This is a genomic window from Myxococcus virescens (assembly GCF_900101905.1).
Taxonomy (GTDB): Bacteria; Myxococcota; Myxococcia; order Myxococcales; family Myxococcaceae; genus Myxococcus; species Myxococcus virescens.
Genome location: NZ_FNAJ01000004.1, coordinates 13,770 through 28,335 on the forward strand (window position 1 = coordinate 13,770; position 14,566 = coordinate 28,335).

Annotated in this window: 12 protein-coding genes and 1 tRNA gene; 7 read left to right on the forward strand and 6 right to left on the reverse strand. The window is 70.7% G+C overall.

Features of this window, described 5'->3' with window-relative positions; genetic code table 11:
* The first annotated feature begins 36 nt into the window (after window positions 1-36).
* From BLU09_RS13535 to BLU09_RS13550, 4 genes are all read left to right on the forward strand, one after another.
* A tRNA-Ala gene (locus BLU09_RS13535) sits at window positions 37-112 on the forward strand.
* A gap of 106 nt (window positions 113-218) precedes the next feature.
* Complete coding sequence (locus BLU09_RS13540) at window positions 219-845, forward strand: DUF2760 domain-containing protein (protein WP_090489980.1); 627 nt, start codon at window positions 219-221, stop codon at window positions 843-845.
* Window positions 846-906: 61 nt separating this feature from the next.
* On the forward strand, window positions 907-2,769 hold the full coding sequence (locus tag BLU09_RS13545; RefSeq protein WP_090489981.1) for an Hsp70 family protein: 1,863 nt from the start codon (window positions 907-909) through the stop codon (window positions 2,767-2,769).
* Between the two features lie 25 nt (window positions 2,770-2,794).
* Entirely contained in the window at window positions 2,795-5,572 is a 2,778-nt protein-coding gene (locus BLU09_RS13550) for an Hsp70 family protein (RefSeq protein ID WP_090489982.1), read from the forward strand.
* Between the two features lie 74 nt (window positions 5,573-5,646).
* Here the strand turns inward: BLU09_RS13550 and BLU09_RS13555 are convergent, their stop codons facing one another.
* The 3 genes from BLU09_RS13555 to BLU09_RS13565 form a co-directional block, all read right to left on the reverse strand.
* Window positions 5,647-6,045: a hypothetical protein gene (locus BLU09_RS13555; RefSeq protein ID WP_090489983.1), complete on the reverse strand. Its 399-nt coding sequence runs from the start codon at window positions 6,043-6,045 to the stop codon at window positions 5,647-5,649.
* Between the two features lie 221 nt (window positions 6,046-6,266).
* A complete protein-coding gene (locus BLU09_RS13560) occupies window positions 6,267-8,054 on the reverse strand; it encodes a bifunctional metallophosphatase/5'-nucleotidase (protein ID WP_090489984.1) in 1,788 nt (595 codons plus the stop codon).
* 45 nt (window positions 8,055-8,099) lie between these two features.
* Window positions 8,100-9,350, reverse strand: coding sequence for a myxosortase-dependent phytase-like phosphatase (locus tag BLU09_RS13565; RefSeq protein WP_090489985.1), 1,251 nt, complete (start codon window positions 9,348-9,350; stop codon window positions 8,100-8,102).
* Window positions 9,351-9,492: 142 nt separating this feature from the next.
* Here BLU09_RS13565 and gmd point away from each other — a divergent pair, with 142 nt between their 5' ends.
* Both gmd and BLU09_RS13575 read left to right on the forward strand, forming a co-directional pair.
* Window positions 9,493-10,467: a GDP-mannose 4,6-dehydratase gene (gene gmd / locus BLU09_RS13570; protein WP_011555292.1), complete on the forward strand. Its 975-nt coding sequence runs from the start codon at window positions 9,493-9,495 to the stop codon at window positions 10,465-10,467.
* Window positions 10,468-11,394 (forward strand): GDP-mannose 4,6-dehydratase, encoded by a 927-nt coding sequence (locus BLU09_RS13575; protein ID WP_090489986.1) that lies wholly within the window; start codon window positions 10,468-10,470, stop codon window positions 11,392-11,394.
* Between the two features lie 156 nt (window positions 11,395-11,550).
* On the opposite strand, the gene BLU09_RS13580 is transcribed toward BLU09_RS13575, so the two are convergent.
* On the reverse strand, window positions 11,551-12,276 hold the full coding sequence (locus tag BLU09_RS13580) for a hypothetical protein (RefSeq protein WP_090489987.1): 726 nt from the start codon (window positions 12,274-12,276) through the stop codon (window positions 11,551-11,553).
* 83 nt (window positions 12,277-12,359) lie between these two features.
* Between BLU09_RS13580 and BLU09_RS13585 the strand changes: the two genes are divergently transcribed.
* Complete coding sequence (locus tag BLU09_RS13585; RefSeq protein ID WP_090489988.1) at window positions 12,360-12,881, forward strand: NADAR family protein; 522 nt, start codon at window positions 12,360-12,362, stop codon at window positions 12,879-12,881.
* A 3-nt stretch (window positions 12,882-12,884) separates the two neighbouring features.
* Here the strand turns inward: BLU09_RS13585 and BLU09_RS13590 are convergent, their stop codons facing one another.
* Window positions 12,885-13,439: a hypothetical protein gene (locus BLU09_RS13590; RefSeq protein WP_090489989.1), complete on the reverse strand. Its 555-nt coding sequence runs from the start codon at window positions 13,437-13,439 to the stop codon at window positions 12,885-12,887.
* A gap of 8 nt (window positions 13,440-13,447) precedes the next feature.
* Complete coding sequence (locus BLU09_RS13595; RefSeq protein WP_090489990.1) at window positions 13,448-14,533, reverse strand: glycosyltransferase family 4 protein; 1,086 nt, start codon at window positions 14,531-14,533, stop codon at window positions 13,448-13,450.
* Window positions 14,534-14,566: the final 33 nt, after the last annotated feature.

Consider the following 14,566-nt stretch of genomic DNA (forward strand, 5'->3'; position numbering starts at 1 on the left):
CCCAAACCGCGGAGGCGCAGCAAGCAGTCCAGTTGTGGGGGTGTAGCTCAGTTGGGAGAGCGTCGCGTTCGCAATGCGAAGGTCGTCGGTTCGATCCCGTCCACCTCCACCATGCAACAAACGAAGGGCCTCACGGGAAACCGTGAGGCCCTTTGCATTTGGGGCATCCCGGTGAACTGCCGAATTGCAAAGCATCCGGGCTTTGTTATCCGGTGCCGATGACCGACCAGCCCGCCTCTCTGTCGTTCTTCGCCCGCTTCTGGCTCGCCTGGCTGTGCTTCTGGCGCTGCCTCGTGTCCCGCGAGTTCGCGCAGGCCGTGCTGCCCACGAGCAGGGCCTATGACGCCGGCCAGCTCGCCCAGCTTCCTTCGGGCGGCCCCGCCCCCACTCCGCTTCCCAAGCAGGAAGAAGTCCGGCCCCCGCCCCGGGCGCCCGAGCCGCCCCCTGCCCTGGCCCCCGAGCGCGAGCACGCCAGCGCCCTGTCCTTGCTGGGCATGCTCCAGCGAGAGGGCCGCTTCGTGGACTTCCTCCAGGAGAACGTCTCCGCCTTCTCCGACGCGGAAGTGGGCGCGGCGGCGCGCATCGTCCATGAGGGCTGCCGCAAGGTGGCCCAGACCTACCTGACGCTGGAGCGGGTGCTGCCCCAGTCGGAAGGGGACTCGGTGCCGGTGCCTGTCGGGTTCGACGCCCAGCGCATCCGCCTCACCGGCAACGTGGCGGGCCAGCCGCCCTACAACGGAATCCTGCGTCACCACGGCTGGATGACGACGGCGGTGAAGCTGCCCACCGTCAGCCCGGCCATCGACCCGCGCGTGCTTGCTCCCGCGGAGGTCGAGCTTTCCTGAGCCGGCCACCACGGCCTCACCGCGCGAACAAACCCGCGTCTTCCAGGAGTTCTCGTCCGATATGGCCCGCTATTCCATTGGCATCGACCTGGGCACTACGCACTCCGCGGCGTCCTACTTCAATCTGGAGGAGGGCAAGCCCCGCGGCGGCGCGCAGTCCATGCTTCCCGTCCCCCAGTTGACCGCGCCCGGCACCGTCGAGGCCCGCCCGCTGCTCCCCTCCTTCCTCTATCTCCCCTCCGCGCAGGAGTTCCCCGCCGGCAGCCTGGCCCTGCCGTGGAAGCCGGAGGCCAGCACCCTGATGGGTGAGTTCGCCCGCACGCACGGCGCCAAGGTGCCCACCCGGCTGGTGTCCTCCGCCAAGAGCTGGCTGTCCCACCCCGGCGTGGACCGGCGCGCGGCGCTGCTGCCATGGCAGGCCCCCGAGGAGGTGGAGCGGGTGTCGCCGCTGGACGCCTCCGCGCGCTACCTCCGCCACCTCAAGGACGCGTGGGACCACACCTTCGCCCGCGAGCGCGAGGAATCCGCCAACGCCCTGGCCGAACAGGACGTCATCGTCACCGTCCCCGCCTCCTTCGACGCGGCGGCGCGCGACCTGACGCTGGAGGCCGCCAAGGCCGCGGGCATCCCCAACATCACCCTCCTGGAGGAGCCCCAGGCCGCGCTCTACGCGTGGCTGGAGGCCATGGGGGAGAACTTCCGCAAGCAGGTGCAGCCCGGCGAGGTCATCCTCGTGGTGGACGTGGGCGGCGGCACCTCCGACTTCTCCGTCATCACCGTGCGCGACAACGCCGGTGACCTGGAGCTGCTCCGCGTGGCCGTGGGCGACCACATCCTGCTGGGCGGCGACAACATGGACCTGGCGCTGGCGCACACGCTGAACCAGCGGATGACGGCCGAAGGCAAGAAGCTGGATGCCTGGCAGTTCAACGCCCTCACCCATGGCTGCCGCCAGGCGAAGGAGGCGCTCTACTCCGACCCGTCCCTGGAGCGCGCGCCCATCGCCATCCCCGGCCGGGGTTCGTCGCTCATCGGCGGCACGCTGCGCACGGAGCTGACGCGCGAGGAGTTGGACCGCGTCCTCACTGACGGCTTCTTCCCCGTGACGCCCGTCACCGAGCTGCCGCGCACCGCGCGCCGCACCGGCCTGGCGCAGATGGCGCTGCCCTACGCCCAGGACGCCGGGGTGTCCCGTCACCTGGCCGCCTTCCTCACCCGGCAGGCGCAGGCGCTCGCGTCCAGCCCGGACGCGCCAGTGGACGTCCGCGGCAAGGCCTTCCTCCACCCCACGGCGGTGCTCTTCAACGGCGGCGTCTTCAAGGCCGGCCCGCTGAAGGCGCGCGTCATGGAGGTGCTCAACGGCTGGCTCACGGCGGATGGCGGAGCGCCCGCCAAGGCGCTGGAGGGCGCGGACCTGGACCTCGCGGTGGCGCGCGGCGCCGCCTATTACGGTTGGGTGCGCCAGGGCCACGGCCTGCGCATCCGCGGCGGCACGGCCCGCGCCTACTATGTGGGCGTGGAGACGGCGATGCCCGCGGTGCCCGGCATGGAGCCGCCCGTGAAGGCGCTCTGCGTGGCCCCCTTCGGCATGGAGGAAGGCACGCAGGCGGACGTCCCGCCCCAGGAGTTCGGGCTCGTCACCGGTGAGCCCACCCGCTTCCGCTTCTTCTCCTCCTCCCTGCGGCGTGACGACAAGGTGGGCGTCATGCTGGAGGACGTCGACACCGAGCTGGCCAGCGGCGGGCTGGAAGAGCTGGCCCCCATCGAGACGACCATGCCCGGTCAGCCCTCCGTCTTCAGCGACCTGACGCCCGTCAACCTCCAGGCGGCGGTGACGGAGGTGGGGACGCTGGAGCTCCGGTGCCTGGAGAAGGATGGCCCCGGGCGCTGGAAGCTGGAGCTCAACGTCCGCATGAAGGAGTAGAAAGCCATCCGTCAATCGGAGGCGTATGCGAATCGTTGGCATCGACCTGGGCACCACCCATTGCGCCGTGGCATCCGTGGACCCCTCGCGGGGCGCGGGTGCCCCCGTGGAGGACTTCGCCCTTCCGCAGCTCGTCCGTCAGGGCGAGGTGGCCCCGCGGGCCCTGTTGCCCTCCACCGTGTACGTGCCCGCCGGCCACGAGCTGGCGGAGGGTTCGCTCACGCTGCCCTGGGGGGATGACGGCGGCCCGTGGGTGGTGGGCGAGCTGGCGCGCTGGCAGGGCGCGCGCGTGCCGGGGCGGCTGGTGGCCAGCGCCAAGAGCTGGCTGTGCCACCCGGGCGTGGACCGCTCCGCGCCCATCCTCCCCTGGGGTGCGCCCGCGGACGTCCAGAAGCTGTCCCCGGTGGACGCCAGCGCCCTGCTGCTGACGCACATGGCCCGCGCGTGGGATTACGCGCACCCGGACGCGCCCCTGTCGAAGCAGGAGGTGGTGATTACCGTCCCCGCCTCCTTCGACGAAGCGGCCCGCGCCCTCACGGTGAGCGCGGCGCGCAAGGCCGGCCTGGAGAAGTTCACCCTGCTGGAGGAGCCCCAGGCGGCCTTCTACGACTACACCGCGCGCCACCGGGCGGACCTGGAGCAGACGCTCTCCAACGTCCGGCTGGTGCTGGTGGTGGACGTGGGCGGCGGCACCACGGACTTCACGCTGGTGCACGCGGGCCTGTCGCCCGAAGGCCCCATGCTGCGGCGACTGGCCGTGGGCGACCACCTGATGCTGGGCGGCGACAACATGGACGCCGCGCTGGCGCGCCGGGTGGAGGAGAAGCTCTTCACGGACGGCCGCCGCCTGTCCGCCACGCAGTGGACGCAGGCCATCCAGGCCGCGCGCACCGCGAAGGAGGCGCTGCTCGGCCTCGCCCCGCCGGAGAAGCACGGCGTGTCACTGGTGAGTGGCGGCAGCAAGCTGCTGGGCGGCACGTTGTCCACGGAGCTGACGCGCGACGAGGCGCAGGCGCTGGTGCTGGACGGCTTCTTCCCCCTCACCACCCCCGCTGACAGGCCACGCCGCGCCGCGCGAATGGCGCTTCAGGAGCTGGGCCTGCCCTACGTGCAGGACGCGGCGGTGACGCGGCACATGGCGGCCTTCCTCGCGCAGCACGCGGCGGCGGGCTTCGCGGCGCTGGGCGAGACGGCGCCGACGGAGGGCGCCCTGCCCCGGCCGGACGCCATCCTGCTCAATGGCGGCGTGTTCAACTCGCCCCAGATTTCCGAGCGGCTGGTGGAGGCCCTCTCCGCCTGGTGGTCGAACGCGCCGCGCATCCCCCTGCTGCGGCACGAGTCGCTGGAGCTCGCGGTGGCCCGGGGCGCCGCGTACTACGGCCTGGTGCGGCGCGGCCACGGCCTGCGCATCGGTGGCGGCGCGGCGCGCGCCTACTACGTGGGCCTGCAGCGCGCGGCGGACAGCGCCGAGCAACCCGCGCTGTGCCTCATCCCCCGCGGCTTCGAGGAAGGCCAGAAGGTGGACCTGGGCGAGCGCCCCTTCTCGCTCACCCTGGGCCGGCCGGTGCAGTTCCAGCTCTACTCCACCACCAGCGACCGCATCGACAAGCCTGGGGACTTGGTGCCGCTGGCGGAGGACCTCAAGCCGCTGCCGCCCATCCACACGCTGCTCAAGGGCGCCTCCAACAAGGTGGCCGAGGTGCCCGTGCACCTCCAGGCGGCGCTGACGGAGATTGGCACGCTGGAGCTGTACTGCGTGTCCAACGTCGCGGACGAGCGGTGGCGCCTGGAGTTCGAGCTGCGCGGCACCGGCGGCTCGCACGAGCTGACCGTCACCGAGTCCATGCCCGCGCGCTTCGTCGAGGCGAAGGACAACATCGAGCGCGTCTACGGCAACAAGCCGCTGCCCATTGGCCCCAAGGACGTCAAGCAGCTCGGGCGCACGCTGGAGAAGGCCCTGGGCTCGCGTGAGACGTGGCGCGTGCCGGTGCTGCGGGAGATGTGGAGCACCCTCTTCGCGGGCGCGAGCAAGCGCCGGCGCTCGGAGGACCACGAGCGTGTCTTCTACAGCCTCACCGGCTTCAGCCTCCGGCCGGGCTTCGGCTACCCGCTGGATGGCTGGCGCGCGGAGCAGACCTTCGGCCTGTTCGACGCGCTGGTGCAGCACCACACGGACAAGGCGGTGTGGACGGAGTTCTGGGTGATGTGGCGCCGCATCGCGGGCGGCCTGGACGAGGCGCGGCAGCAGAAGCTGTACGCGTACCTCCAGCCCCACCTGGCGCGGAAGGTGCCACCGGACGCGCCCCCGCCGGGGAAGCTCAAGGGCATCCAGCCCGAGGGCCTGGAGGAGATGGTCCGCACCGCGGCCTCGCTGGAGCACCTGCAACCGGGTGACAAGGCGGAGCTGGGCCGGTGGATTGCCGCACGGCTGAAGGCCGAGGCGAAGTCCGGCGGCCCGTGGGCCTGGTCCCTGGGACGGCTGGGCGCGCGCGTGCCCCTGTACGGCAGCAGCCACAAGGTGGTGGACGTGGACACGGCCGAGGCCTGGCTCACGCTGCTGCTGGATCTGGACCTGCGGAAGATTGACGGCGCGTCCTTCGCGGCGGCGCAGCTCGCGCGGCTCACGGGCGATCGCACGCGCGATCTGGACCCGGACCTGCGCGAGCGCACGGCCCAGGCCCTGCTGGCGGCGAAGGCCTCCGAGACCTGGGTGCGAATGGTGCGCGAAGTCGTGGCGCTGGAAGCCGCGGACGAGGCCCGCGCGCTCGGGGATACGCTCCCCGCCGGTCTGCGGCTGTCGTAGGACTGGAAGGAATGCTCCCGCGGGAGTTGGACCTGGAAGGTCCAGCCCCCGGGAGCTGGGACGGCGACGGTGATTCAGCCCTGCGCCGCGGCGACAGGCTCGGCGGGGGCTTCACCCGCTTCGGGGCTCGCGGCGGCCGGCACGACCTGGAGCACCGGAGCCGCCTCTTCCACCGGGGCGACGGCGGCGGCGTCCTTGCCCGCCTTGGGCTTCTTGCTGCCCGCGCCCGAGCGGCACGTGCGGCACCAGGGCTGATTCCGGATGGCGCCATCCGCCATCTTCCGCAGGCCGAACTGCGCCAGCGGCTTCAGCGTCTTGCACTTGATGCACATCAGCGAGATGAGCACCTCTTGACCATCCGCGTCGTAGACGGCGGACTTGCGACGCTTGCGCGGCTGGCCCTGCCCCGGTTCACGCTGCTTCGCCTTCTCAGGCGCAGGCGGCGCCATCATCGGGGTCACTTTGTAGAGCATGTCGGTTCCTCCAGCTCACGGGAGTCCACCCACGCAGGCCCTGGGCCACCTCGGAGTGGACACTCGCAGGGACTAGAGTAGGACCTCCGCTTCCCGTTGGAAACTGATCCCAGGCCGAAAAATCGGCCCCCGGCGCGATTTCTGTGCCCTTCCCCTGGGGTGAGTCCTTTCGTTCACCCTCAGCGGATCAGCCGTCGTCCGAATTTTCAGCCGGGACGCGCTCAGCGCGCCTCCTGCTGACACTCTGCTACACCCGTGTAGCGGACACGTCCCAAGTCGGGGGCCTCCAGCGTGCCGCCCCGGGCTTTCCCGTAGGCGACGAGCGCCTCGCGCAAGTCGAGCCCGTCGACGGGGGTCATCTCGATGCGCTCCGGTGGCACGGTGCTCAAGAGGGGCTCCAGCCCGTCACCGCCTCGCGCCAGAAAGTCCGGGAGGGCCACCCGGTACATCTTGCCGGGGTCGAGCACGAGCGGCTGACCACCGGAGAGGGCCACTCCCGAGAACCGCCCAGGCCCCGGGCAGCGCTCCAGCGTCACCTCGAGGCCGGAGACGGCGAAGACGGAGCCCATGTCGTTGCCATAGGCCAGGTGCAGCAACCGCGACAGCTCGGGGCCCGTCAGGGTGGCCACGGCCACCGTGTTGTCGAAGGGCAGCACCTCGAACACCTGACCGAAAGTGAGCGGCCCCGCGGCCAGGTCCGCGCGGACGCCGCCCGGGTTCATCAGCCCCACGTCCGCGTTGGCCGACGCACGCAGCACGTCCGCCACCAGATTGCCCAGCGCGCCCTCCTCCGTGTAGCCGCGGGTCAGGGGCGTGGCCGCCACGAGCCCCAGCTGGCGATTCTGCGCCTCCCGTGCCAGCTCCAGCGCTGGCGCCAGCAGCGGCGCCACCTGCGCGTCGGGCACCACCGGCTCCGCCATGAACGACGCGGGCTCCAGGCGCACCTGAGGCTCGTTCCGCAGGCGGCGGCCGTCACATGTTCCCTGGGTGGCGTCCACCTTCGCACAGAGGGGAATGGCGGCCTGGATGCGGGTGCGCTGGGGCAGGATGCGGCGACTGCCCGGGTCCACGAACAGCTCCACCACGCCCAGGGAGCGCGCCAGCCCCGTCGTCTCGATGATGGGCACCTGGGCGAAGAAGTGGCCCATCGTCTGGTGGGTGTGTCCCGCCACGATGGCGTCGACCGTGCCCGGCGGCAGGAGCTTCAGCATCGACAGAATCTCCGCGTCGCCCTCGTCGCAGCTCGACGTGTCGCGGGGGTTGCTCAAGTCCGCGCACTTGCCTCCCGCATGCGCCACCACCACCACCACCTCCGCGCCGCGCGCGCGCAGGGAACGGGACGCTTCCAGCGCGGCGGGCGCCAGGGGCAGGAAACGCAGGGACGACACGTTGGCGGGATTGGTGACCTTGGGGGTGTCCTCCGTGGAGAGCCCGATGATGCCCACCTTCACGCCCTTGACCTTCATCAGGTACGTGCCGTCATTGCCCGTCCAGGCGGGGCGCGCGCCGGTGGAGGCGTCGCGGAGGTTCGCCGACAACATGGGGAATCGCGCCTGGCCGATGCGCGCCTTGAGCGCCCCCAGCGCGTCATCCCCGGGCCGCTGCGCCATGGACCCCGGCCCCACGGGGCCATAGTCGAACTCGTGGTTGCCAATGGCGGCCGCGTCCACCCCCAAGTGGTTGTACACGTCGATGACGACGGCCCCTTCCGTGAGGTTGGAAGGCAGCGTGCCCTGGAACATGTCGCCCGCGTCCAGCAGCACCACGCCGCCCGGGTTGGCCGCGCGCAAACGCGCCACATAGGCCGCGAGCGTGGCGGCGCCGCCCTCCTCCACCACCTGACCGTCCTTCAGTGGCGTGCGATGGGGCTCCACCTGTCCATGGAAGTCGTTGATGCCCACCAGGGTGATGCGGATGGGCTCCGGCGGCGCGCCGCGGGTCCAGACGCCGGAGCACGCGGTGGTGGCCCCGCACGCCAACGCGAGGGCGATGAGTCGAGAGAAACGCATGAGGGCGCGCACTTCAGCGCGGCGCGCGCCCGCTGGCAACGCGCTTCAGTCGCGACGGCGACGCCCCACCCGCACCAGGGCGAGCAACGCGAACGCGGCGGTGGCCGGCACGGAGGCCGAAGCACACGAGCAGCCCGACTCGTCGGGAGGATTGCCCGGGCTTGGCGCGGGCCCCGGCCCCCCGGAGCCACCTCCGTCCCCCGGGCCACCGCCCGTGCCCCCGTCCGTCCCCCCGTCCGAATCGAACCGCGTGTCGATTCGCAGCGCGGGGTCGAAGGCCTCGGCGACCGCCGGCCAGCGCGCGTACAGGAAGCGCTGCGGGTTGGAGAGCGCGTCACTGCCCACGAAGAGCCCGTCGGGATACGTCGTGCCCAGCGACGACGCGGTGACGGCGAGGGCCACCGGGTCATTCGCCCGGATGACGCCCCCATCCGCGTCCGCCAGCCGGAACGAGCCCACGAGGGTCCTCGCGCGCCGCTCATAGACGGCGAACGCATCCGCGCCCGTGTCCGCGACCAGGATGTACCCTTCGCCATTGCGCGCACGGTACAGCGCGACCCGGCCCACATTGGCGGAGAGCCCGCCCGAGCCCTGGATGGAGAGCTGCTCTCCAGTGACGCCCGCGTCCGCTGCCGCCGGATAGCGCCACAGGCCCTGCCCCTGCTGGGTGACGAACAGGGAGTCGGACGCCTCGTCCACGGCCAGACCCGCGATGGGCCCCGTCGTCGTCAGCGTGCGAACCAGGGTGGCCGTCACGCGCCCCGTGTCTCCGGCCAGTTCGTACTGCTGGAGCACACCCGTGGACGTGCCGGCGAACACATAGAACCGGCCCGAGTCCTCGTTTTGATAGAGCGCCACGGCGGAGAACTGCGTCCCCGTCAGGAAGCCCGCGGCGCCAATCCGCTCCACCCGGTCCGCGCGGTCGGGGTCCACCGTGTAGGCCGCCAGCCCGTTGAAGTTGATGCTGGCCGCCACCACCAGGGTCTGCTGCACCCCGGACAGCGGGAAGCCGTCCCGCACGGCCACGGCTGACATCGGGCCATCCGCGAGCTCCGCATCCAGTTGCTCGCCCCCCAGGCCAAAGGTGACGAGGCCCGAGTTGGGGCTGTTGTAGGCGGTGAGGAACAAGCTGCTGCTGGGGGCGCCGGGACTCACCCAGAGGGCCACGTCCTGGAGCACTCCGCCGGTGATGGACGGGGCGGGCTCGGACTGCGCTGTCGGCGACACGACGACCTGCGCGGACACCGGAGTGCCCAGGAGCAACGCCGCCAGGGCCAGGGGGGTTGGGTTGCGCATGACCGCCTCCAGATTGAGCGATGGGAGCGCCCTAACTTGGCACGAGGCGTCAGGCTTTCAAGTAGGAAGCGGCCGGGAACGGTTGGCGATGGATGACAGCGTCGGCTAGAAAGTGCGTCTTCCAGCCAACACAGAAAAGAACATGGCGACCAAGCGCGCACTCATTACGGGCATCACGGGGCAGGACGGCAGCTATCTCGCGGAGCTGCTCCTTTCGAAGGGCTACGAGGTGCACGGCATGGTGCGCCGCTCGTCGGAGGAGAAGTTCGAGCGCATCCAGCACCTGCACGGGAAGATTCAGCTCCACCAGGGCGACTTGCTGGACCAGTTCTCGCTCGCGGCGTTGCTCAACCTGACGAAGCCCGACGAGGTCTACAACCTGGCGGCGCAGTCCTTCGTCCCCACCAGCTGGAACCAGCCGGTGCTCACGGGCGAGTTCACCGCGCTGGGCGTGACGAAGATGCTGGAGGCCATCCGCCACACCCGCCCGGAGGCGCGCTTCTACCAGGCGTCGTCCAGCGAGATGTTCGGCAAGGTGCTGGAGGTTCCGCAGACGGAGGACACGCCCTTCTATCCGCGCAGCCCGTACGGCGTGGCCAAGGCCTACGGCCACCACATCACGGTGAACTACCGCGAGTCCTTCAACCTGTTCGCGGTGAGCGGCATCCTCTTCAACCACGAGTCGCCGCGCCGGGGCCTGGAGTTCGTCACGCGCAAGGTCACCTACAACGTGGCGCGCATCAAGCTGGGCCTCCAGGAGAAGCTGCCCATGGGCAACCTGGACGCCAAGCGCGACTGGGGCTTCGCGGGCGACTACGTGGACGCCATGTGGCGGATGCTCCAGCAGCCGCAGGCCGAGGACTACGTGGTGGCCACCAACGAGACGCACACCGTGCGCGAGCTGGTGGAGATTGCCTTCGCGCGCGTGGGCCTGGACTGGGAGAAGCACGTCTTCATCGACCCGGCCTTCGTGCGCCCCGCCGAGGTGGACCTGCTCATCGGTGACCCGGCCAAGGCGAAGACGAAGCTGGGCTGGGAGCCCAAGGTCCGCTTCAAGGAGCTGGTGGAGATGATGGTGGACGCGGACCTGGAGCGCGTGAAGGCGGGGCAGCGGTAGATGCGCATTCTGGTAACAGGCGCGGATGGCTTCGTCGGCCGGCACTTGTGCGCCCTGCTGCGCGCCGCTGGCGACGAGGTGGTGGAGGCCCACGGGCCGCGCGGTGAGGGCATCAACAGCAACGCCCTGCACTTCGACGTGGCCAACGAAGCCTCGGTGAAGGCGGCGGTGGCCGAGGTGAAGCCCGAGGGCATCATTCACCTGGCGGGCTTCAGCTCGGTCGCGAAGAGCCACCACAACCCGTCCCGGGTGTTCGCGGTGAACACCATGGGCGTGGTGCACCTGCTCACCGCGGTGCGCGAGAGCGTCCCGAAGGCGAGTGTGGTGCTGGTGGGCTCCGGCGAGGTGTACGGCCCGGTGCCCGAAGGCACGCGTGCCACCGAGGACACCCCCGCGGTGCCCCTGAGCCCCTACGCGGCCTCCAAGTCCGCAGCGGAGCTGGCCGCGGTGCAGTTCCACCGCAGCTACGGGCTGGAGGTCGTCATGGCGCGGCCCTTCAACCACCTGGGCGCGGGGCAGGACCCCACCTTCGTGGTGCCCTCGTTCGCGGCGCAGATTCGCGCCATCGGGCTGGGCACGGTGGACCCGGTGCTGCGCACGGGAAACCTGGATGCGGTGCGCGACTTCTCCCACGTCCGCGACGTGGTGGAGGCCTACCGGCTGCTGCTCGACAAGGGTGAGCCGGGGCAGGCGTACAACATCGGCAGCGGTGAGGGCCGCACCATCCGCAGCCTGCTGGAGGAGATGCTGTCGCTGGCGGGGGTCAACGCGCGCATCGAGCTGGACCCCGCGCGCCTCCGGCCCTCCGACATCCCCAGCCTCGTCGGCGCTCCCGACAAGCTGAAGGCGCTGGGTTGGGCCCCGAAGCTGACCGTGGCGGACGCGCTGCGCGATGTGCTCGGCCCCCGCGTGCCCGGCGCGGCGTGAGCAAGCGAAGGCGCGCGCGTGTCCCCAAGGAGGCGCGCGCGTCGGAGGCTCGGCTGGACGACCGATGCCGCGCCAGCTTCGAGGGGACTGACGTCGCGGGCCCGCGAGTCCGAAGTGGACGGGCCCGTGACGAGGTGACGCGTCAGGCGTCCCTGTTCACTGAATCGCCGCCCAGGCCTGAAGCCGCCGCTCCAACGCCGTGAGGGTCCACAGGTCCGCCGGATTGTCTGGCCGCACCTGGGCCAGGTCCCGCTGAAGCGCCTCGCGCGCCCCCACGACGCCCCACTCCGACAATACCCGCAGCGCCATCAACGAGTGCTTGCGTGCCACCAGCGCGAGCAGCACCGCCACGACGCGAGGGCTTCGCTCGTCAGCCAGCCGCTGCACCGCCTCGTGACGCGCCTCGGGCGTGGAGTCCGGCGCCTCCAGCACCTCGGCCAGCGAGGTGAAGCGCGCATCATCCAACAACGGGCGCGGGCCGGGCTGCGGCTCCCAATGCTCCACGGTGACGTTCGTCCGGCCCAGGCAGACGCACTCCCGGCGCACGCCGTCATCGCCGAAGAGGTCCATGATGCGCTCTCTCGACGGCGTGCCGCCCACGAGCAGTTGCCCCGCACGTTGGGAAAGCGTGGGTGACACGCCGAGCAGATGGACGCGCAGCACCGTGGCCTCGGCCGCGGCGCTCTGCTCGGTGGAGGCACGGGGCCACTTGAGGAAGACCTCCGCCATCCCCCGCTCCTGGACGTACCAGCGGTACTCCAGCCACACGGCGCTGGGACGGAGGGCGAAGCGGGCGTCTTCCTGCTCGCGGAGCCGGGGGGCGCCTTCCGCAAGCCCGGTGAAGCAGCGTTCCAGCAGGACCAGGGCGTCGGAGAGCGTCATGAAGGTGGGCAGTGTAGCGACGTTTGTCAGGCCGCTGGGCCAGCAGCGTTAGTGTACAATCAACACCATTTCTGAGGTCGCCCATGAGCGAAGCAGGACAGCAGCGGTTCACCTTCTTCTGGCAGGCGCACTCCCCCTTCTCCCAGTGGCACCCTTCCGACTTCGCCGTGGACGGCGTGCGCTACGTGTGCGCGGAGCAGTACATGATGGCAGGCAAGGCGCGGCTCTTCGGTGACAACGCGGCGCTGGCGAGCATCCTGTCATCGAAGTCGCCCAAGACGCACAAGGCCCTGGGCCGCAAGGTCCGCGATTTCGACAACGCGCGCTGGGAGAAGGCGCGTGAGCGCATCGTCTACGAGGGCAACCGCGCGAAGTTCACCCAGAGCCCGGAGCTGTTGAAGGCGCTCCTGGCCACCGCGGGCACGGAGTTGGTGGAAGCCAGCCCCGTGGATCGCATCTGGGGTGTGGGGTTGGATGAGGAGGACCCGCGCATCCATCACCCCGCGAAGTGGCGAGGACTGAACCTGCTGGGCAAGGTCCTCACGAAGCTGCGCGAGGACCTGCTAGCGGAGGGCGTCACCGAGGCGTCCCCCGCCGAGCCGTAGGGCTCAGAAGTCGTAGCGCACGGGAGCCTGGTCCGACACGACCAGGTTCACCGTGCCCGAGGTCTTCCCGAACTGCGCCCCGAAGCGCTGCGAAACCGAGGACACGTCGAAGCGAGGGCTGGCCCGCAGGAGCGCCTTGCACCGGTCGTTGTTCCCATCGTGCACCAGCACCAGGTTCGCCACGGGCGTGCCATCCGCGCCCTGCTGGAGGTTCCCATCCCAGGCCAGCGAGTACGTGTGCTCGGCGCAACCTCCGCCATGCATCACGGCCAGCGTCAGGATGCCACCGTCCACCGTGGCGCTTCGGACATTGATGGGGTCCTTCGGCTCGGGATTGGGCGTCACCACCAGGGGCTGGACGGCCGCCCTCGCCTCACCATCCTCGGCAGACGGAATCTCGGTGGCCTGCGTGGCTTCAGGGGCCGGCGCCGGCGCCTCTGCGCTGGCTTCGGCCTCGGCGGGTGGCGGCTCCGCCGGAGCAGCGCCTGTCTCCTGCCGGCTCGCACAGCCCGCGAGCAGTCCGCACAGCATCACCCCACTCCAGACGAGCTTTCGCATACGTCTCCTTATCGCCGCAGCGCGGCCTCGTACGCCGCCAAGGTACCCTCGGCGGTCCGCTTCCAGGTGAACTTCGCGGCCTGCGCCTTTCCACGCTCCGCGAGCGCCCGCCGTTCCTCCGGCGAGTGGAGCAGCCGGTCCAACGCCCTCGCGAGCCCGTTCGCGTCGTCGGGCCCCACGCTCAGCGCGGCGTCGCCACAGACCTCCGGCAGCGAGCCCGCGGTGGAGACGATGGTGGGCGTCCCCAGCCGCATCGCCTCCAGCGGTGGCAGCCCGAACCCCTCATAACGAGACGGGAACACGAACACGGCCGCGCGGCGCATCAGCTCGTAGAACACGGCGTCGGATTGATAGCCGAGCGAGCGAACCTCGAACCCCTCCGAGCGCAGCCGGGAGATGCGCGCCTCCACGCGCCCCGCGCCGAACCAGCTCTGTCCCGCCAGCACCAACGAGGCAGGCCGCCCCCGCAGTCGCAGCCGCTCCAACGCGTCCAGCACCAGGTCCACGTTCTTCCGCACGTCGAGCGAGCCCGCGTAGAGCACGTACTCCTTCGGCAGTGAGAGCGCGCGCAGGAAGTCCTTGCTGGTGTCGTCCAGGACGGGCGCATGGACGTGGTCCACGCCATTGGGCACCACCACCGTGCGCGACTCCGCTTCCGGGTAGCGAGCCAGCAGGTCCTGCCGCGTGCGTTCGCTCACGCACACCACCTGGTCCGCCACCATCAGGCTGCGCGACAACCACAGCCGGAACTGCCAGCGGAACGCGGCCGACACCGTCTCCGGCATCAGCAGCGGAATCAAATCGTGCACCGTCAGCACGTACTTCATGCCGGGAGCGCGGATGAGGGGCAGGTTGAAGTTACCGTGTGCGTGGTACAGCGGCGCATCCGAGCCCTGGAGCACACGCGGCAAGCCGCCCAGCGTCCAGGCGGTCCGCCCTGCCTTCGCGCGAGGGGCCTCGCCGGATGACTGAGCCCCTACGCGGGTGAGCTGGACGCCGAGCGCCTCCAGGGCGGAGGCCAGGCAACGGGTGTACAGGCCGATGCCGGTGGTCGGCTCGTCCCAGAGTGTCGCGTCGAAGGCGATAGGTCCCATGGACACGGTGCGCCTCATAGCACGTGCGTGTGA